This is a genomic window from Burkholderia seminalis DSM 23518, assembly GCF_902832885.1.
GTDB lineage: Bacteria > Pseudomonadota > Gammaproteobacteria > Burkholderiales > Burkholderiaceae > Burkholderia > Burkholderia seminalis.
On the sequence record NZ_CADFDK010000005.1, the window covers coordinates 280,603 to 300,040 of the forward strand.

Annotated in this window: 18 protein-coding genes; 9 read left to right on the top strand and 9 right to left on the bottom strand. The window is 68.1% G+C overall.

The window, feature by feature from the left end; translation table 11 throughout:
* Positions 1–11: 11 nt before the first annotated feature.
* Positions 12–695 carry a DedA family protein gene (locus HWX00_RS18300; protein ID WP_034187182.1) on the bottom strand — a complete coding sequence of 228 codons (684 nt, stop codon included), beginning with the start codon at positions 693–695 and terminating at the stop codon, positions 12–14.
* A gap of 183 nt (positions 696–878) precedes the next feature.
* On the opposite strand from HWX00_RS18300, the gene mutL reads away from it, so the two are divergent.
* Both mutL and miaA read left to right on the top strand, forming a co-directional pair.
* Positions 879–2,879, top strand: coding sequence for a DNA mismatch repair endonuclease MutL (mutL, locus tag HWX00_RS18305; protein ID WP_175027623.1), 2,001 nt, complete (start codon positions 879–881; stop codon positions 2,877–2,879).
* A complete protein-coding gene (gene miaA, locus HWX00_RS18310) occupies positions 2,876–3,853 on the top strand; it encodes a tRNA (adenosine(37)-N6)-dimethylallyltransferase MiaA (protein ID WP_175027624.1) in 978 nt (325 codons plus the stop codon). The genes mutL and miaA overlap by 4 nt, the downstream gene beginning before the upstream one ends.
* A 5-nt stretch (positions 3,854–3,858) precedes the next feature.
* Here miaA and tetR read toward each other — a convergent pair whose 3' ends face one another.
* On the bottom strand, positions 3,859–4,491 hold the full coding sequence (gene tetR / locus HWX00_RS18315) for a tetracycline resistance transcriptional repressor TetR (RefSeq protein ID WP_175027625.1): 633 nt from the start codon (positions 4,489–4,491) through the stop codon (positions 3,859–3,861).
* A gap of 62 nt (positions 4,492–4,553) precedes the next feature.
* Between tetR and tet(64) the strand changes: the two genes are divergently transcribed.
* Complete coding sequence (gene tet(64) / locus HWX00_RS18320; protein WP_175027626.1) at positions 4,554–5,747, top strand: tetracycline efflux MFS transporter Tet(64); 1,194 nt, start codon at positions 4,554–4,556, stop codon at positions 5,745–5,747.
* A 22-nt stretch (positions 5,748–5,769) separates the two neighbouring features.
* Here tet(64) and HWX00_RS18325 read toward each other — a convergent pair whose 3' ends face one another.
* Both HWX00_RS18325 and purM read right to left on the bottom strand, forming a co-directional pair.
* Positions 5,770–6,165 carry a YybH family protein gene (locus HWX00_RS18325; RefSeq protein WP_069707109.1) on the bottom strand — a complete coding sequence of 132 codons (396 nt, stop codon included), beginning with the start codon at positions 6,163–6,165 and terminating at the stop codon, positions 5,770–5,772.
* A gap of 112 nt (positions 6,166–6,277) precedes the next feature.
* Complete coding sequence (gene purM / locus HWX00_RS18330; RefSeq protein ID WP_034187177.1) at positions 6,278–7,333, bottom strand: phosphoribosylformylglycinamidine cyclo-ligase; 1,056 nt, start codon at positions 7,331–7,333, stop codon at positions 6,278–6,280.
* Positions 7,334–7,583: 250 nt separating this feature from the next.
* Between purM and hda the strand changes: the two genes are divergently transcribed.
* Genes hda through panB form a run of 6 tightly spaced genes read left to right on the top strand, consistent with a single transcriptional unit; the run spans position 7,584 to position 12,671 of the window.
* Positions 7,584–8,318 (top strand): DnaA regulatory inactivator Hda, encoded by a 735-nt coding sequence (gene hda / locus HWX00_RS18335; RefSeq protein ID WP_034187176.1) that lies wholly within the window; start codon positions 7,584–7,586, stop codon positions 8,316–8,318.
* Positions 8,319–8,329: 11 nt separating this feature from the next.
* Positions 8,330–9,007, top strand: coding sequence for a histidinol-phosphatase (locus HWX00_RS18340; protein WP_049028593.1), 678 nt, complete (start codon positions 8,330–8,332; stop codon positions 9,005–9,007).
* A gap of 5 nt (positions 9,008–9,012) precedes the next feature.
* Positions 9,013–10,551 carry a polynucleotide adenylyltransferase PcnB gene (gene pcnB, locus HWX00_RS18345; protein WP_069707102.1) on the top strand — a complete coding sequence of 513 codons (1,539 nt, stop codon included), beginning with the start codon at positions 9,013–9,015 and terminating at the stop codon, positions 10,549–10,551.
* Positions 10,552–10,586: 35 nt separating this feature from the next.
* On the top strand, positions 10,587–11,129 hold the full coding sequence (gene folK / locus HWX00_RS18350; RefSeq protein WP_034187173.1) for a 2-amino-4-hydroxy-6-hydroxymethyldihydropteridine diphosphokinase: 543 nt from the start codon (positions 10,587–10,589) through the stop codon (positions 11,127–11,129).
* Positions 11,126–11,812 (top strand): deoxynucleoside kinase, encoded by a 687-nt coding sequence (locus HWX00_RS18355; RefSeq protein WP_034187172.1) that lies wholly within the window; start codon positions 11,126–11,128, stop codon positions 11,810–11,812. The genes folK and HWX00_RS18355 overlap by 4 nt, the downstream gene beginning before the upstream one ends.
* A 43-nt stretch (positions 11,813–11,855) precedes the next feature.
* Positions 11,856–12,671, top strand: coding sequence for a 3-methyl-2-oxobutanoate hydroxymethyltransferase (panB, locus tag HWX00_RS18360; RefSeq protein ID WP_034187171.1), 816 nt, complete (start codon positions 11,856–11,858; stop codon positions 12,669–12,671).
* 116 nt (positions 12,672–12,787) lie between these two features.
* Here panB and pabB read toward each other — a convergent pair whose 3' ends face one another.
* The 5 genes from pabB to grpE form a co-directional block, all read right to left on the bottom strand.
* A complete protein-coding gene (gene pabB, locus HWX00_RS18365; RefSeq protein ID WP_175027627.1) occupies positions 12,788–14,653 on the bottom strand; it encodes an aminodeoxychorismate synthase component I in 1,866 nt (621 codons plus the stop codon).
* 4 nt (positions 14,654–14,657) lie between these two features.
* The gene (dnaJ, locus tag HWX00_RS18370; RefSeq protein WP_175027628.1) at positions 14,658–15,794 is read right to left on the bottom strand and encodes a molecular chaperone DnaJ; all 1,137 of its coding nucleotides are present in this window, start codon (positions 15,792–15,794) and stop codon (positions 14,658–14,660) included.
* 265 nt (positions 15,795–16,059) lie between these two features.
* A complete protein-coding gene (dnaK, locus tag HWX00_RS18375; protein WP_021162213.1) occupies positions 16,060–18,012 on the bottom strand; it encodes a molecular chaperone DnaK in 1,953 nt (650 codons plus the stop codon).
* A 147-nt stretch (positions 18,013–18,159) separates the two neighbouring features.
* On the bottom strand, positions 18,160–18,579 hold the full coding sequence (locus HWX00_RS18380) for a thioredoxin family protein (protein ID WP_049036284.1): 420 nt from the start codon (positions 18,577–18,579) through the stop codon (positions 18,160–18,162).
* Positions 18,580–18,589: 10 nt separating this feature from the next.
* Positions 18,590–19,135: a nucleotide exchange factor GrpE gene (gene grpE / locus HWX00_RS18385; protein WP_034187167.1), complete on the bottom strand. Its 546-nt coding sequence runs from the start codon at positions 19,133–19,135 to the stop codon at positions 18,590–18,592.
* Between the last annotated feature and the right edge of the window lie 303 nt (positions 19,136–19,438).

Below are 19,438 nucleotides of genomic sequence, written 5' to 3' on the forward strand. Positions count from 1 at the left end.
CAAACGCGCGCTCAGCGCCCGCCCGTCTTCTGCGCATTGTCCGACTGCTTCCCGCGCACCAGCTTCCACACGGCGCCGAGCGCGACCGGCACGATCGCCGCGCCGATCCCGACCAGCACGATCACGTTCAGGTACTGGCGGATAAACGGGATGTTGCCGAAGAAATAACCGAGCAGCACGAGCAGCAGCACCCACACCAGCGCACCGATCACGTTGAAGAGCTGGAAGCGCGCGGCGCTCATCGACGACGCGCCCGCAACGAACGGCGCGAACGTGCGCACGACCGGGATGAAACGCGCGAGCACGATCGTCTTGCCGCCGTGCTTGTCGTAGAACGAGTGGGTCTTCTGCAGCGCGGCGCGGTCGAGGAAGCGTTCGAGCACCGGGATGTGCGTATTGAACACCTTCGGGCCGACCCAGCGGCCGATCAGGTAGTTTACGGTGTTGCCGGAAATCGCCGCGACGAGCAGCAGCACGATCAACAGGCCGACGTTCATTTCGCCCGTCGCCGCGAACGCACCGCCGATGAACAGCAGCGAATCGCCGGGCAGGAACGGGAACACGACGAGCCCCGTCTCGCAGAACACGATCAGGAACAGCACGAGATAGACCCACGCGCCGTACTGCCGGATGAAATCGCCGAGGAAAGCGTCGATATGCAGGACAAGATTGACGAAATGAAGCAGCGTATCCAAATGCGATTCCTCGAAGGCGAGAGGGCCGGAGCGGCCGGAAGAGACCAGACATGGCAGAGGCGCCCGCCAGCCAGGGCGGCGCGCGCAGTGGAGCCATGATACCGAAACTACCTTAAGGCTCCGTGAAAAAACGTAACGGATCGCCGCCCCGGCACGCGGGCGCAGCCTCGCTATAATTCGGCCATGTCCGATATCACCGAAACGGCCGCGGGCGCCGCGCCCGCCCCCGCTCCGCGCCCGCTGCGCGCGATCCAGCCCCTGCCCGACCAGCTGATCAGCCAGATCGCCGCCGGCGAGGTCGTCGAACGCCCGGCGTCGGTCGTCAAGGAGCTGCTCGAGAATGCGATGGACGCCGGCGCGACGTCGCTGCGCATCGTGCTGGAAGAAGGCGGCGTGAAGCGCATCTCGATCACCGACGACGGCTGCGGGATTCCGCCCGACGAGCTGGCACTCGCGCTGATGCGCCACGCGACCAGCAAGATCCGCTCGCTCGAGGAGCTCGAAGCCGTCGCGACGCTGGGTTTTCCCGGCGAAGCGCTCGCGTCGATCGCGTCGGTGGCCGAAATGTCGATCACGAGCCGGACGGCCGATGCCGCGCACGCGATGAAGATCGACGCGCAGACGGGCGTGCTGTCGCCCGCCGCCGGCTCGACCGGCACGACGATCGAGGTGCGCGAGCTGTACTTCAACACGCCGGCGCGGCGCAAGTTCCTCAAGAGCGAGCAGACCGAATTCGGCCACTGCCTGGAAATGATCCGCCGCGCGGCACTCGCGCGGCCGGACGTCGCGATCTCGGTGCTGCACAACGGCAAGGCCGTCGAGCACTGGAATGCGACCGAGCCCGCGCAGCGCGTCGCGAAAATCCTCGGCGACGGTTTCGCGACCGCGCACCTGCCGCTCGACGAGCAGGCGGGCCCGCTCGCCGTCTACGGTTGCGCCGGGCTGCCGACCGCCAGCCGCGGGCGCGCCGACCAGCAGTATTTCTTCGTCAACGGCCGCTTCGTGCGCGACAAGCTGCTGACGCATGCGGTGCGCGCGGCCTACGAGGACGTGCTGCACGGCGACCGCTACCCGTCGTACGTGCTGTTCCTCGACCTGCCGCCCGAAGCCGTCGACGTAAACGTGCATCCGTCCAAGATCGAGGTGCGCTTCCGCGATTCGCGCTCGATCCACCAGTACGTGTTCCATGCGGTCCAGCGGGCGCTCGCGCGCCATGCGGGCGCGTCGCCGGAAACCACGGCGGGCGGCCATGCCGCGCATCTCGAGCCCGCGCCGCGCGGGCCGTCTTCGTTCCTGGACACGCCGCTCGGGCAGAACCTGGGCCACGCGACGGGCGGCGGCGCCGGCAGCGGCGGCGGTGGCTTCTCGTCGCCGTCGTCCTCGTCGTCAGGCAACACCTGGATGCGCCAGGCGCGCATGACGCAGGGCACGCTGCCCGTCGCGCAGCCGCTGGCGCTCTACGACGCGCTGTTCGGCCGCAAGGACACCGGCGCCGGCACGCCGGACGGCACGACGCCCCTCGCACGCGATTCGGCCGGCGCACCCGTCGCGCCCTTGCCGGGCTTCGCCGCCTCGCCGATCGCCGCCACCCCGCACGACGAGCAGCCGCTCGGCTTCGCGCTCGGCCAGATCCACGGCATCTACGTGCTCGCGCAGAACGCGCACGGCCTCGTGATCGTCGACATGCACGCGGCGCACGAGCGGATCCTGTACGAACAGTTCAAGAACGCGCTCGCCGACCGCACGGTCGCCGTGCAGTCGCTGCTGCTGCCGATCTCGATGACGGCCACGCCGGTCGAGATCGGCACGGTCGAGGAAGAACGCGACACGCTCGAATCGCTCGGCTTCGACCTGGCGGTGCTGTCGCCGACGACGCTCGCGATCCGCGCGGTGCCGGCGCTGCTGAAGGACGCCGACCTGCAGTCGCTCGCCCGCGCGGTGCTCGCCGACCTGCACGCGTTCGGCGGCTCGCGCGTGCTCACCGAGCGGCAGCACGAGCTGCTCGGCACGCTCGCATGCCATCACGCGGTGCGCGCGAACCGGCGGCTGACGCTCGACGAGATGAACGCGCTGCTGCGCCAGATGGAGGCGACCGAGCGCGCGGACCAGTGCAATCACGGCCGGCCGACCTGGTATCAGCTCACGCTGAACGATCTCGACCGTCTCTTCATGCGCGGCCAATGAGCGCTACGCTGCACCCCGCTCCAACGACGATCGCCTGCCTGCTCGGCCCTACCGCCTCGGGCAAGACGGCCGCGGCGCTGGCGCTCGCCGCGCGTCGCCCGATCGAGATCGTCAGCGTCGATTCGGCGCTCGTCTACCGCGACATGGACATCGGCACCGCGAAACCGTCGCGCGAAGAACGCGCGAGCGTGCCGCACCACCTGATCGACATCATCGACCCGGCCGACGCGTATTCGGCCGCGGAATTCCGCGCGGACACGCTGCGCCTGATCGGCGAGATCGTCGCGCGCGGCCGCACGCCGCTGCTCGCGGGCGGCACGATGCTGTACTACAAGGCGCTGACGCAGGGGCTCAACGACCTGCCCGGCGCCGATCCGGACGTGCGCGCCCGGCTCGACGCCGACGCCGCACGCGACGGCTGGCCCGCGCTGCATGCGCGGCTTGCGCAGGTCGATCCCGACACGGCCGCGCGGCTCGCGCCGAACGATTCGCAGCGGATCCAGCGTGCGCTCGAAATCTTCATGCTGAGCGGGCAGCCGATGTCGGTGCTGCTCGCCGCGCCGCGCCGCACGGACGATGCGGCGGCCGCGTACCGCTTCGTGCCGGTCGCGCTCGAACCGTCGGATCGCGCGGTGCTGCACGCACGGATCGCGCAGCGCTTCGACGCGATGCTCGAGGCGGGCTTCATCGACGAAGTCGAACGGTTGCGCCGCCGCGACGATCTCCATCCCGACCTGCCGTCGATGCGCTGCGTCGGCTACCGGCAGGCGTGGGAATTCCTCGACGGCGATACCGACTACCGGACGATGCGCGACAAGGGCATTTTCGCGACGCGCCAGCTCTGCAAGCGCCAGATCACGTGGCTGCGCGCGATGCCGGAGCGGATCGTCGTCGACTGCATCGCGCCGGATTCTACGGTCCGCGCGCTCGACGCGCTCGAACGCGTCCTCGACAGCAGCACGCCGGGGAGCTGAACGCGTCAGCCGTCCCGGCGCGCCGCGAGCCGCGCACGGGCGCCGTCGACGAGCCACGCGATGCCGCGCTCGAACGCCTCGTCGCCGCTGCGTTCGCGCAGCGCGGCCCAGCCTTTCGCGAGCAGCGGATACTCGGCCGCATCCGGCAGCGGCGCCTCGGCGTCGCCGTCCGGTTGCGCCTGCTCCTCCAGCACCCATCCGACCACGAAGCGGCCCAGCGCATACATCACGTCGACCGCCTCCTCTGGCGCGAAACCCGCTTCGCCGAGCAGCGCGACCTTGCGTTCGATCGAGCTGAAATGCAGCGCCCGCGGCCGCGTCCCGGCATGCAGGCGCGCGCCGTCGCGATAGGCCAGCAGCGCGTGGCGAAAACTGCGCGCGTTGTCGAGAAGCCACGCATCCCACGCGTCGCCCGGCCGCGGCAGCGACGCGTCGTGGCGCTCGAGCATGATCGCCTCCGCCATCGCGTCGAGCAGTTCGGCCTTGTTCCTGAAATGCCAGTACAGCGTCGGCGACTGCACGCCAAGCCGCTCGGCGAGCCGCCGCGTCGACAGGCCATCGATCCCCACTTCGTCCAGCAAGTCGAGCGCCGCGCGCAATACCGTGTCGCGCGTCAGTCGCGCCCCTGTGTCCTTCATCTCTATCACCGATAGGGAAACTATGGAATAATCACCACTCTATCATCGATAGAGTGACCTTCTTGAATCCATCCCTGATTGCCATCCTGGCCACGGTTTTGCTCGACGCGATCGGCGTCGGAATCGTGATGCCGATCCTGCCCGGGCTGCTGCGCGCGCTCGCCGGCGCGGGCGGCATCGATACCCACTACGGGATCCTGCTCGCGCTGTACGCGTTCGCGCAGTTCCTGTGCGCGCCGCTGCTCGGCGCGCTGAGCGACCGTTTTGGCCGCCGCCCGGTGCTGCTCGCGTCGCTCGCGGGTGCCGCGCTCGACTATCTGCTGATGGCGCTCGCGCCGACGCTCGCCTGGCTTTACGTCGGGCGGCTGATCGCGGGCATCACCGGCGCGAACGTCGCGGTCGCGACCGCCTACGTGACCGACGTGACGGCCGAACCCGACCGCGCCCGGCGCTTCGGCCAGCTCGGCGCGATGATGGGCATCGGCTTCATCGCAGGCCCGTTGATCGGCGGGCTGCTCGGCGCGCTGCATCTGCGCGCGCCGTTCGTCGCGGCCGCGCTGCTCAATGCGCTCAACCTCGCGCTGGTCTGGCGCGCGCTGCCCGAATCGCGGCCGCGTTCGGCCCGCGAAGGCCACACGGCCGGCACGCTCAACCCGTTCGCGAGCCTGCGCCGGCTGAGCGGCGCGCCCGCGCTTGCGCCGCTGGTCGGCATCTACGTGATCGTGGCGCTCGTGTCGCAAGCGCCCGCGACATTGTGGATCCTGTACGGCCAGGAACATTTCGGCTGGTCGACGCCGGTCGCGGGGCTGTCGCTCGCCGGCTACGGCGCGTGCCACGCGCTTGCGCAGGCGTTCGCGATCGGGCCGCTGATCGCGCGGCTCGGCGAGCGCCGCGCGCTCGCACTGGGCCTCGCGGGCGACGCGCTCGGGCTCGTGGCGATTGCGTTCGCGACCGCCGCGTGGGTGCCGTTCGCGCTGCTGCCGCTGTTCGCGGCGGGCGGCATGACGCTGCCGGCGTTGCAGGCGATGCTCGCGCGGCAGGTCGACGATGCACGCCAGGGCGAACTGCAGGGTACGCTCGCGAGCGTGGCGAGCCTGATCGGCGTCGCGGGGCCGCTGGTCGTCACCGCAACCTATGCGGCGACGCGCGCAACGTGGCCGGGGCTGGTGTGGGCTGCCGCCGCGCTGCTCTACCTGCTGGTGCCGCCCTTGCTGGCCGGCGCGCGTCCGGCGAACGCGCCCCGGCCGTCCGCCTGAGCGGCGGCGCGCGCCGCCGCGCTCAATGCACGCGCGTCACGAGATTCGCGTCGCGCACGAGCTGCCAGCGGCCGTCGGCCTTGCGGAAGATCGTCAGCGTAGGGCCCGAGCGGCGAATCGTGTCGCCGCCCGGCGGCGTCGCGTCGATCTCGATGAAATTGCGCATGTACGCCCAGTCGCCGATCACGCGCAGTTCGTCGATCCGGTAGCGGCCGTCGATCGTCGGCGCATGCTCGGCGCCCGCGTTCGCGTCGCGCGACGCAGCCGCGAACGCCGCCTTGTCGAACGGCGGCTTGCCGGCCACCATGAAGATCGCGTCGTCGGCGATCAGGTCGAGCACGGTGGCCAGATCGCCGCGCCGGCTCGACACGAACCAGTTTTCCACGAGCGCGCGGATCGCATGTTCGTCTTCGGTCATCGTCGTCCCTCCTTCATCGGCGCGCGTCCGCATGCCGCGCGGCGCCCGAAAAAAAAGCCGCCCGGATCGACTCCGGGCGGCTTTCCTTGCGGCATCTGCTGCTGGCGGCGCGTCAGACCACGACCGTCTGCGCCTCGCCTTCGCGGGTCGCACGCACGGTGCCGATCTTCCACACCTGTTCGCCGGCGGCGGTCAGGTCCGCGATCGCCGCGTCGGCATCGGCCGCCGAGACGATCACGGCCATGCCGATGCCGCAGTTGAACACGCGGTGCATTTCCGCATCGGCGACACCGCCGTGCTCCTGCAGCCACTTGAACAGCGGCGGCAGCGGCCAGGCGTTCTGGTCGAGCTCGGCGGTGAGGCCTTCGCGCAGCACGCGCGGGATGTTCTCGACGAGGCCGCCGCCCGTGATGTGCGCCATGCCTTTCACCGGCAGCTTCTGCATCAGCGCGAGCAGCGGCTTCACGTAGATGCGCGTGGGGGCCATCAGCGCGTCGGCGAGCGAGCGGCCGTGGAAATCGGCCGACAGGTCGGGGTTCGCGCGCTCGATGATCTTGCGCACGAGCGAGAAACCGTTCGAATGGATGCCGCTCGACGCGAGGCCCAGCACCACGTCGCCTTCGGCGATCGTGCTGCCGTCGATGATCTTGCTCTTCTCGACCGCGCCGACCGCGAAGCCGGCCAGGTCGTATTCGCCGTCCGGGTACATGCCCGGCATTTCGGCCGTTTCACCGCCGATCAGCGCGCAGCCCGACAGTTCGCAGCCCTGCGCGATGCCCTTGACGACCGTGGCGGCCGTGTCGACGTCGAGCTTGCCGCACGCGAAGTAGTCGAGGAAGAACAGCGGCTCGGCGCCCTGCACGAGGATGTCGTTCACGCTCATCGCGACCAGATCCTGGCCGACCGTGTCGTGTTTGTTCAGATGAAACGCCAGCTTGAGCTTGGTGCCCACGCCGTCGGTGCCCGACACGAGCACGGGCTCCTGGTACTTCTTCGGCACTTCGAACAGCGCGCCGAACCCGCCGATGCCGCCGAGCACGCCGTCGCGCAGGGTTTTCTTCGCAAAAGGCTTGATCTTGTCGATGAGCGCGTCGCCTGCGTCGATGTCGACACCTGCGTCACGATAGGACAGACCCTGAGCGTCGGGAGCGGATTTCGGAGGATTCATGGGGGAATGCGAGAAGGTCGGTAAAATGCGATTTTACCCGAAGCCGGCCCGTTGGCCGGAATTCCCAGCACCGAATCGTCAGGGATTGCATCTTGGTCAACACGTCCCCGTTTTCATCGCCGAGCCGTCCGCGCCGAAACCCGCGCGGCGCCGTGCGTGCGGCCGCGCGTGAAGCCCACGGATCCGCAAGCCCCCGGGCGCGCCCGGCGTACGGCGCGCGTATTTTCAACCGACCTGCATTGTGACTGTTGTGTCCCGTCAACTGACGCTCGATCTCGGCACGCCGCCGCCCGCCACGTTCGACAACTTCATCATGAACGAGGAGAACGACGAGCTCATCTCGCGCCTGCAGAAGCTCGACCTCGCGCTCGCGGCGGGCCCCGTGCCGGACCGGTCGTTCTATATCTGGGGCGAGCCCGGCAGCGGCCGCACCCACCTGCTGCAGGCGCTCGTGAGCGATGCGTCGTACGGCTATGCGCGCTACCTGACGCCGCAGAGCCCGCTCGGCGCGTTCACGTTCGACCCGCGCATCGGCATCTACGCGATCGACGACTGCGACCGGATGAGCGACGCGCAGCAGGTCGCGCTGTTCAATCTGTTCAACGAAGTGCGCGCGCACCCGTCGAGCGCGTTCGTCGCGGCGGGCCCCGCGGCGCCGCTCGCGCTCGACGTGCGCGAGGATCTCCGCACGCGCCTCGGCTGGGGGCTCGTGTTCCACCTGTCGCCGCCGTCCGACGCCGGCAAGATCGCGGTGCTCAAGCTCGCCGCGAAAGAGCGCGGGATCGCGCTCACCGACGACATCGCCGCCTACCTGCTGACCCATTTCCGCCGCGACATGCCGAGCCTGATGGCGCTGCTCGACGCGCTCGACCGCTTCTCGCTCGAGCAAAAACGCGCGGTCACGCTGCCGCTGCTGCGCCGGATGCTCGCGCGTCCCGGCGACGACATCACACCACCGGGCACGGGCCCGAACCGCTTCGAGTAAAATGCGCTTCCATGACTAATCTGGCACTCTTTGACCTCGATCACACGCTGATCCCCACCGATAGCGACCACGAATGGGGCCGCTTCATGGTGAAGCTCGGCATCGTCGACGCGGAAAGCTTCTCGCGGCAGAACGATCAGTTCTTCGCCGACTACAAGGCCGGCAAGCTCGACATCCACGCGTACCTCACGGCGATGCTCACGCCGCTCGCGAAGTATTCGCGCGCGCAGCTCGCGCAATGGCACGAGCAGTACATGCACGAGGTGATCCGGCCCGCGATGACGCCCGCCGCGCTCGAACTGGTGCGCAAGCACCTCGACGCGGGCGACCTGTGCTGCGTGGTGACCGCGACCAACGAGTTCATCACGCGCCCGATCGCGACCGCGTTCGGCGTCGATACGCTGATCGCGTGCGAGGTCGAGACGACCGACGGGCATCCCGACTCGCCTTACACGGGCCGGCCGACCGGCACGCCGAGCTACCGCGAAGGCAAGATCGTGCGGACCGAAGCATGGCTCGCATCGCTCGGCAAGCACTGGGACGACTTCGCGCACAGCTATTTCTACAGCGACTCGCACAACGACATCCCGCTGCTCGAGAAAGTCACCGACCCGATCGCGACCAACCCTGACGACACGCTGCGTGCGCATGCAAGCACCCGCGGCTGGCGTATCCTCGATCTTTTCTGAACGTCGTGATCAAAAAATTCATCCGCAAGCTGCTCGGTCAGGACGAAACCGGGCAAACGTCTCCCGCAGCGGCCCCGGCCGACGAAGCGGCCCCTGCTGCCCCGCGCGCGCCGAAGGGCGCCCGCGGCGCCGGCACGAAAAAGCCGCGCAGCAACCATGAGCCGACCGTCGTGCCGGCCAGCGTGCACGGCATCAATCCAGCGCTGATCTCGAGGAACGCCGTGCGCGTGACCGACACGCTGCAGCAGGCGGGCTTTCGTGCGTTCATCGTCGGCGGCGCGGTACGCGACCTGCTGCTCGGCATCGCGCCGAAGGACTTCGACGTCGCGACCGACGCGACGCCGACCGAAGTCCAGCGCCTGTTCCGCCGCGCGCGCCTGATCGGCCGCCGCTTCCAGATCGTCCACGTGCAGTTCGGCCAGGAACTGATCGAGGTGTCGACGTTCCGCGCGCTGGTCGACGCGCCGCCCGAGGCCGCCACCGCCGAGCCGCCGAAGCGCCTGAAGCGCGACGAACTCGATCGCCGCACGCATGCGGTCGACGCCAGCGGCCGCGTGCTGCGCGACAACGTGTGGGGCGAGCAGCACGAAGACGCCGCGCGCCGCGACTTCACGATCAACGCGATGTACTACGACCCGTCGACGCAGACGGTGCTCGACTACCACGACGGGATGGCCGACATGCGCGCCCGCCTGTTGCGGATGATCGGCGATCCGGCCACGCGCTTCCGCGAGGATCCGGTGCGGATGCTGCGCGTCGTGCGCTTCGCGGCGAAGCTCGGCTTCGAGATCGAGCCGCATACGCGCGAGCCGATCCACGCGCTCGCCGACCTGATCAACAACGTGCCGGCCGCGCGCCTGTTCGACGAGATGCTGAAGCTGCTGCTGTCGGGCCACGCGCTCGCGTGCCTGACGCGGCTGCGCAAGGAAGGCCTGCACCACGGGCTGCTGCCGCTCCTCGACGTCGTGCTCGAACAGCCGCAGGGCGAGAAATTCATCACGCTCGCGCTGAACAACACCGACGCCCGCGTGCGCGCCGGCAAGCCGGTGTCGCCGGGCTTCCTGTTCGCGACGCTGCTGTGGCACGACATGCGCCAGCGCTTCGAGCAATACACGGCCGACGGCGAAATTCCGGTGCCGGCGCTCCATCGCGCGATGGACGACGTGCTCGACATGCAGACCGAGAAACTGGCGATCCACAAGCGCTATTCGGCCGACATGCGCGAAATCTGGGGCCTGCAGCTGCGCCTCGAGAAGCGCTCGGGCCGCAGCGCGATGCGGCTGCTGGAACACCAAAGGTTTAGAGCGGGGTATGATTTCCTCCTGTTACGCTGCGAATCCGGCGAGCTCGATGCGGAAGTCGGACAGTGGTGGACGGATTTCATCGAAGGCGACGCGGCCGCTCGCGAGGCCTTGCTCACGCAGGGCGGCTCGAAGGAAAAATCGCCCCGCAAGCGGCGCCGCCGCGGCGGTGTGCGAAACCGCAAGCCGGGCGAAGGTGCGGCCGAGCAGGTGCCGGATACCTCGGGCGGGTCCGACGACTGACGCGCTCGCCGGCGAACGACGTAGGAAGTGATGCCATGACGGTTGCATATATCGGACTGGGGGCGAATCTCGGCGATGCGCGCCAGACCCTGAAGGACGCGGTGGTGTGCCTCGCGCAGCAGCGCACCATCTCGATCCTCGGCAAATCGAGCCTGTATCGCACGGCGCCCTTCGAAGCGGGCGGCGACGACTACTACAACTGCGTCGTCAAGCTCGATACGACGCTGTCGGCCCGCGAACTGCTCGCGCTTTGCCAGAAGATCGAACATCACTTCGGGCGCGAGCGCCCGTATCGCAACGCGCCGCGCACGCTCGACCTCGACATCCTGCTGTTCGGCGCCGATTCGATCGACGAACCCGACCTGATCGTCCCGCACCCGCGCCTCACCGACCGTGCGTTCGCGCTCGTGCCGCTCGTCGAGATCGAACCGGCGCTCGACATTCCCGCGCGCGGCCGTGCCGATGCCTTCCTCGCCGCCGTGGCAGACCAGCGCGTCGAGAAGGTGCAAACCTGCCAGTGCCCGATGCAGAAGGCGCTCGCTGCCGGCGAAGACGCCGACAAGACCCGCTGCCGATGAACTCCACTCCGCTGACCGTCACCGCACCCGACCTGCGCGCCCCGCACCGTTATCTCGTGATCGAAGGCCCGATCGGCGTCGGCAAGACGACGCTCGCGCGCCTGCTCGCCGAGCGCTGGTCGATGCAGACGCTGCTCGAACGCCCGCAGGACAACCCGTTTCTCGAACGTTTTTACCGCGACACCGCGCGCTACGCGCTGCCCGTGCAGCTGTCGTTCGCGCTGCAGCGCGCGCAACAGGCGCGCGAGCTGATCGGCGCGCTCGACACGGGCCGCCCCGTCATCGCCGATTTCATGCCGCAGAAGAACGACATCTTCGCGCGGCTGAACCTGCCGGAAGACGAATGGCAGCTGTATCGTGCGGTCGCGACGCACGTCGACGTGCCGCAGGCGCCGTCGCCCGACCTCGTCGTCTATCTGCAGGCAAGCCCCGAAGTGCTGTTCTCGCGCATCCAGAAGCGCGGGCTGCCGATGGAGCTGCAGATCAGCGATGCGTACCTGCGCTCGCTCGTCGACGCGTACAACGAATTCTTCTACCACTACGACCGCACGCCGGTGCTGACGGTCGCCGCGGAACACCTGAACCCGCTGGATTCCCCCGAAGATCTCGCCCTGCTGATCGAGCGCATCGAGACGATGCGCGGCCGCAAGGAGTTCTTCGTCAAGGGCGAGACGACGCGCTGACGCGTCCCGCCTGTCGTTCCTCACTTATCGACCCGGATTTCCCATGACCTATCTCCAGGAATCGAGCCGGCCTGCCGTGACGGTGCCCAAGCTGCAGGCAATGCGCGACGCCGGCGAGAAGATCGCGATGCTCACCTGCTACGACGCGAGCTTTTCCGCGCTGCTCGATCGCGCCGGCACCGACGTGCTGCTGATCGGCGATTCGCTCGGCAACGTGCTGCAGGGCCATACGACCACGCTGCCCGTGTCGCTCGACGACATCGCGTACCACACGGCCTGCGTTGCTCGCGCGCAACCGCGCGCGCTCGTCGTCGCCGATCTGCCGTTCGGCACGTACGGCACGCCGGCCGAGGCGTTCGCGAACTCGGTCAAGCTGATGCGCGCCGGCGCGCAGATGGTCAAGCTCGAAGGCGGCGAATGGCTCGCCGATACGATCCGCTTCCTCGTCGAGCGCTCGGTGCCGGTGTGCGCGCACGTCGGCCTCACGCCGCAATCGGTGCATGCGTTCGGCGGCTTCAAGGTGCAGGGCAAGACCGAAGCCGGCGCCGCGCAACTGCTGCGCGATGCGCGCGCGGTCGAGGACGCGGGCGCGCAGCTCGTCGTGCTCGAAGCCGTGCCGACGCTCGTCGCGTCCGAAGTCACGCACATGCTGAAGATCCCGACGATCGGCATCGGCGCGGGCGTCGACTGCTCGGGGCAGGTGCTCGTGCTGCACGACATGCTCGGTGTATTCCCCGGCAAGCGGCCGCGTTTCGTGAAGGATTTCATGCAGGGCCAGCCGAGCATTCAGGCGGCTGTCGAAGCCTATGTGAGCGCGGTGAAGGATCGGTCGTTCCCCGGCCCCGAGCACTCGTTCTGACGCGTCATCGGCCGGATGTGAAAAAGCGCGGCGCCCTTTGCGGGGCGCCGCGCTTTTCGTTGGTGCGCTGAAAGTCCGGTGGCCGGCGCGAGCGCGAGGCCCGCTCCGTCACATCGTCACGTCAACACCGCGTCGAGCGCACCGCGCAATGCATTGGTCAGCAGCAACCCTTGTGCGCGCGCAAGATCGTCGCGGGTCACGACGCGCTCCACCGCGCCGAACGCCCGGTCGTCGAGCAGCACGCCGCGCATCACGCCCGGCAGCACGCCGCACGCCAGCGGCGGCGTCACCCACTGGCCGTCGAGCTTCACGAACAGGTTCGAGCGGCCGCCCTCCGTCACCTCGCCGCGTTCGTTGACGAACAGCATGTCGAAACCGCCGAGCGACTCGGCCGCCTGCCACGCGCGGTCGTATTCGGCACGGCGCGTGGTCTTGTGCAGCAGCAGCGCGTCGCTCGCGCGGGTCGGCGCGAAACCGTGCGCGGACGCCAGCAGTACGCCGACCGGCCCCGCCGGCAGCGGCTTCAGCGGCGCCGCGACGATCTCGATCGTGCCGTCCTTAGCCAGCGCGAGCTTCATCCGGTACGCGCCGTCGCCGTCGAGCGCCGCGCAGCGCGCGTCGATCTCGCGACGCAACGCGTCGGCGTCGAAGCGGAAGCCGAACGCATCCGCGCTGCGCTGCAGCCGCGCGAGGTGTCGATCGAGATGCCGGATGCCGTCCGCACGCGTGGCCGCGGTCGTTTCGAACAACTGGAAACCGGGATCGGCATCCGTCAGGAATCGCGCTTTCAATTCGCACTCCGCATATTCGTCGGCCGCGACGCTGTCGAGCACGATGCCCGCGCCGACCCCCATCGTGCCATGATGCCGCGTTGCCGCACCGGATGGGTCGACACCGGTCTCGGCTCCGTCGAGCGTCAGCGTCCGGATCGCGACCGACAGGCAGAAATCGCCGCAGCCGGCCGCGCGGTCACCCGGCGCGTCGAGCCAACCGATCGCGCCCGTATAAAGCCCGCGCGGCGTCGACTCGATCGCATCGATCAACTGCATCGTCTTGTACTTCGGCGCGCCCGTGATCGACCCGCACGGAAACAGCGCGCGCAGCATCTGCGCGAACGTCGTGCCGTCGCGCCAGCCGGCCTCGACCGTCGACGTCATCTGCCACACCGACGCATACGGTTCGACGGAGAACAGCGCCGGCACCTTGACGGTGCCGGTGCGCGCGATCCGCGACACGTCGTTGCGCAGCAGGTCGACGATCATCACGTTTTCCGCACGGTTCTTCGGATCGCTCGCGAGGAACGCGGCGGCCGCCGCATCGTCGCGCGGATCGGCCGAACGCGGCGCGGTGCCCTTCATCGGCCGCGCGCGCAGCACGTCGCCGTGCTTCTCGACGAACAGCTCGGGCGAGCACGACACGACCCACGCGCCGCCGGGCAGCGCGATCAGCGCGCCGTACCGCACGGGCTGGCGCGCGCGCAGCCGCCGGTACAGTGCGAGCGGCGTGCCGAACACGTCGAAATCGAGCCGGTACGTGTAGTTGACCTGGTAGGAGTCGCCCGCGCGCAGCGCGTCGTGCACCGCGGCGATCGCTGCATCGAACGCGTCGCGCGACACGCTCTTCGCGACATGCGCAACGCCCGCGATCGACGGCGCGCCGCCGTCGTCTTGCCGCGCGAGCCATGCGTCGACCTCGTCGCGCGACAGGCGCTCGCAGCGCGCATACAGCAAAAAGCGCAGCGGGGCCTGGCCCGGCTGCGCCCGTTGCAGGTTGCGTCCGAATTCATAATCGCCGACGACGACCGCGTGCAGCCCGTCGCGCAGGTCCTGCGCGACCGCCGCATCGATGTCGTCGAGCCGCGCCGGATCCGTGCACACGCGTTCGCGCACGAATCCCGAATACAAACGACTCGACCGCGCGGACGCGGTCGAGTCGCAATCGTCCAAGAGCGCGAACGACGCGCTCTCGTTGCCTTCAGTCATGCCGTTACTCGAAGAAGCTCTTCACACGGTCGAACCAGCTCTTGCTCTGCGGGCTGTGACGCGCGCCGCCCTCGGCCAGCGACTTCTCGAACTGCTTGAGCAGATCGCGCTGGGTGTCGGTCAGCTTCACGGGCGTCTCGACCTGCACGTGCACGTACAGATCGCCCGCGATGCTCGAACGCAGCCCCTTGATGCCCTTGCCGCGCAAGCGGAACGTCTTGCCCGACTGCGTGCCTTCCGGCACCGGGAACGACGCACGGCCGGCCAGCGTCGGCACCTCGATCTCGCCGCCGAGCGCGGCGGTCGTGAACGGGATCGGCATCTGGCAATGGAGATCGTCGCCGTCGCGCTCGAACACCGCGTGCGGCTTGATGTGGATCTCGACGCACAGGTCGCCCGGCGGCCCGCCGTTGATGCCCGGCTCGCCGTTGCCGGCCGAGCGGATCCGCATCCCGTCGTCGATCCCGGCCGGGATCTTTACTTCGAGCGTCTTGGTTTCCTTCACCTTGCCCGACCCGTGGCAGTGCACGCACGGCTCGGGGATGTAGGTGCCCGTGCCATGGCACTTCGGACAGGTCTGCTGGATGCTGAAGAAGCCCTGCGACATGCGCACCGTGCCCTGGCCATGACAGGTCGGGCAGGTTTCCGGCTTCGTGCCGGGCTTCGCGCCCGACCCGTGGCACACCTCGCACGACACCCAGCTCGGCACGCGGATCTGCGTGTCGTAGCCGTGCGCGGCCTGCTCGAGCGTGATTTCCATGCTGTAGCGCAGGTCGGCGCCGCGGTACACCTGCGGGCCGCCGCGGCCGCCGCGTGCGGCGCCGCCCGCGGCCTGGCCGAAGATGTCGCCGAAGATGTCGCCGAATGCATCCGCGAAGCCGCCGAAGCCCTGTGCGCCCGCACCGCCCATGTTCGGATCGACGCCCGCGTGGCCGTACTGGTCGTACGCGGCCCGCTTCTGGCCATCCGACAGCATTTCATAGGCTTCCTTCACCTCCTTGAAATGCTCTTCCGCATCCTTGCTGTCCGGATTGCGGTCAGGGTGATACTTCATCGCAAGCTTGCGATATGCCTTCTTGATTTCGTCGTCGCTCGCATTCTTCGCGACGCCCAGAACCTCGTAGTAATCCCGTTTCGCCATATCGATTCACTGTGCCGCCACGCATCGCGCACACGGCGGCTCCTTTCGCCTGCAGTAAAGTCTCTCGACTCGTCTGGCGCTGCGCCGTCCGCGGACGGCTCGCGCAGCACCCGCCAAAAAACAAATGTGCCCGGAGGGCCGCGAGGCCCGCCAGGCGTGGAGTCGATCCGGCCATCCGGAAGGAAAGACAGACCGCTTTTCAGCCGCTGGTCAGTCGCGCCGCGCGCGGTCTCGCGCGCGGCGTGCGGTGCCATTGCAACCCGGCTTAGTCCTTCTTCACTTCCTTGAACTCGGCGTCGACGACATCGTCGGCGGCCTGCTGGGCACCGCCCGCGTGGGCCGCGCCTTCCGCCGCACCGGCCGCGCCAGCCGCACCTGCCTGCTGGGCCTGCATGTCGGCGTACATCTTCTCGCCGAGCTTCTGCGACACCTTGCCAAGCTCCTCGACCTTCGCGTCGATCGCCGCCTTGTCGGCCGACGTGTCCTTCAGCACTTCCTCGAGGGACTTCAGCGACGCTTCGATCGCTTCCTTCTCGCCCGCGTCCAGCTTGTCGCCGTACTCGGTCAGCGCCTTCTTGGTGCTGTGGACCAGCGCGTCGCCCTGGTTGCGCGAATCAGCCAGCTCGCGCAGCTTGTGGTCTTCCGCCGCGTTCGCTTCCGCGTCCTTGATCATCTGGTCGATTTCGGCTTCGGACAGGCCCGAGTTCGCCTTGATCGTGATCTTGTTTTCCTTGCCGGTCGCCTTGTCCTTCGCGCCGACGTGCAGGATGCCGTTCGCGTCGATGTCGAAGGTCACTTCGATCTGCGGCACGCCGCGCGGTGCGGGCGGAATGCCTTCGAGGTTGAACTCGCCGAGCAGCTTGTTGCCCGCTGCCATTTCGCGTTCGCCCTGGAACACCTTGATCGTCACGGCGCCCTGGTTGTCGTCGGCCGTCGAGTACACCTGTGCGTGCTTCGTCGGGATCGTCGTGTTCTTGCTGATCATCTTCGTCATCACGCCGCCGAGCGTCTCGATACCGAGCGACAGCGGGGTCACGTCGAGCAGCAGCACGTCCTTGCGGTCGCCCGACAGGACCTGGCCCTGGATCGCCGCGCCGACTGCGACGGCTTCGTCCGGGTTCACGTCACGGCGCGGATCCTTGCCGAAGAACTCCTTCACCTTCTCCATGACCTTCGGCATGCGCGTCTGGCCGCCGACCAGGATCACGTCGTCGATGTCCGACACCTTGACGCCTGCGTCCTTGATCGCGATGCGGCACGGTTCGATCGTGCGCTCGACGAGGTCTTCCACCAGCGCTTCCAGCTTCGCGCGGGTGATCTTCAGGTTCAAGTGCTTCGGGCCCGACGCGTCCGCCGTGATGTACGGCAGGTTGATTTCGGTCTGCTGGCTCGACGACAGCTCGATCTTCGCCTTTTCGGCGGCTTCCTTCAGGCGCTGCAGCGCGAGCACGTCCTTCGACAGGTCGACGCCCTGCTCCTTCTTGAACTCGCCGATGATGTAATCGATGATGCGCTGGTCGAAGTCTTCGCCGCCGAGGAACGTGTCGCCGTTGGTCGACAGCACTTCGAACTGCATTTCGCCGTCGACGTCCGCGATCTCGATGATCGACACGTCGAACGTGCCGCCGCCGAGGTCATACACGGCGATCTTGCGGTCGCCCTTCTCGGCCTTGTCGAGGCCGAACGCGAGCGCGGCCGCGGTCGGCTCGTTGATGATCCGCTTGACCTCGAGGCCCGCGATGCGGCCGGCGTCCTTGGTCGCCTGGCGCTGGCTGTCGTTGAAGTACGCCGGCACCGTGATCACGGCTTCCGTGACCGGCTCGCCGAGGTAGTCTTCGGCCGTCTTCTTCATCTTGCGCAGCACTTCCGCCGAAACCTGCGGCGGCGCGAGCTTTTCGCCGTGTGCTTCGACCCATGCATCGCCGTTGTCGGCCTTGATGATCGAGTACGGCATCAGGCCGATGTCCTTCTGGACTTCCTTCTCTTCGAAGCGGCGGCCGATCAGGCGCTTCACCGCGAACAGCGTGTTCTTCGGGTTGGTCACCGACTGACGCTTGGCCGGCGCGCCGACGAGGACTTCGTTGTCGTCCATGTACGCGATGATCGACGGCGTGGTGCGCGTGCCTTCCGAGTTCTCGATGACCTTGACCTGGTTGCCTTCCATGATGGCGACGCACGAGTTCGTGGTGCCGAGGTCAATACCGATGATCTTTCCCATTTTTCCTAATCTCCAGAAATGCCTGTTTGCTGCGCGAAAACCCGCGTTTTGGGGCGGTTTCGCGCGCCAGAATTCAACTCTGTTCCCGAAATGCGTCCGTCCGGTTCGTTTTCAAGACCCGACGAGCGATGCGGATATTAAATTTTTTCAATCGCCGCCGGTAGCCGGATCGTGCGGGCCATCGCCCGCCGCCGCGACCTTCGCGCGCGCCGCCGACACGGCCGCCTGGAACTGCGCGAGGCCATGCCAGCCCGTCGCGCGGCCCAGCCGCTTGCCGCGGTGGAAAAAGAACCACGTCGGCACGCCGTGCAGCCCGAAGCGGCGCCCCAGCTGATGGTGTTCGTACACGTTGCAATGGAACCACTTCAGATCCAGCGCGCGGATCGCGTCGGGCTGGGCGAGCATCGCCTTCTTCGCGATTTCGCAGTTGAAGCAGTCGACGCCCCAGAAGAACACCACCGCCAGCGCGTCGCCCGCGCCGTCGAGCGCCGCGTCGAACGAACCGGCGTCGAGCGCCTGCATGTCGAACGCGTCGAACGCGGCCGGATCGACGCCGGCGGGCACCATGGCGGCGGCCTTACTTCGGCTGGGCGACGGTGACGAGCGCCGGGCGCAGCACGCGGTCGGCGATCGTATAGCCCTTTTGCAGCACGGTGACGACGGTGTTCGGCTCCTGCTCGGCCGGCACCATCGAAATCGCCTGGTGCTGGTGCGGATCGAACTTCTCGCCGACCGGGTTGATGGCGACGACGCGGCCCTTCTCGAGCGCGCTCGTCAGCTGGCGCAGCGTCAGCTCGACGCCTTCCCGCACCTTCGCGATGTCGCCGGAGGTGTCGCTGACGGCCGCTTCCAGGCTGTCCAGCACGGGCAGCAGGTGTTCCGCGAAGCTCTCGATCGCGAACTTGTGCGCCTTCGACACGTCGTCCTGCGCGCGGCGGCGGACGTTCTCGGTCTCGGCCTTCGCCCGCAGGAAGCTTTCCTGCAGCTCGGCGACCTTGGCTTGAGCCTCCGCGAGCGCCGCGTCGGCGGCTTCGGCGGCGGGCGCGGCGCCTTGCGCCGCCTGCTTCTCGCTGCCGTTGTCTTCGGCCGATTGGGGTGCCGGGTTCTCTTGCGTGTTTTCCATGTCGCTGAAAGTCGATTAGAGGTTGAAGCCAAATCGGCAATCGCCGGATCGTATAACCGGCGGTACCGCACATTGCTGGTGCAGATAAGGGCGGAAACTGCGATTTCAAGAGGGTTATTCGCCGGCATTCTCCAATGCCGCGAAACAACCGCGCGTTTCGCCGGTGCATGCGCCGCATAGTCCGCCAGATCGGGCGAAACGGCCTGTAACAACGCTTACCGGGCAAGGACTAGCTCCGCACAGGCCGGCTGCACTACACTCCACTCAAGCGTCGGAAAAGCGTGTTTACCCTAGCTGACCGAC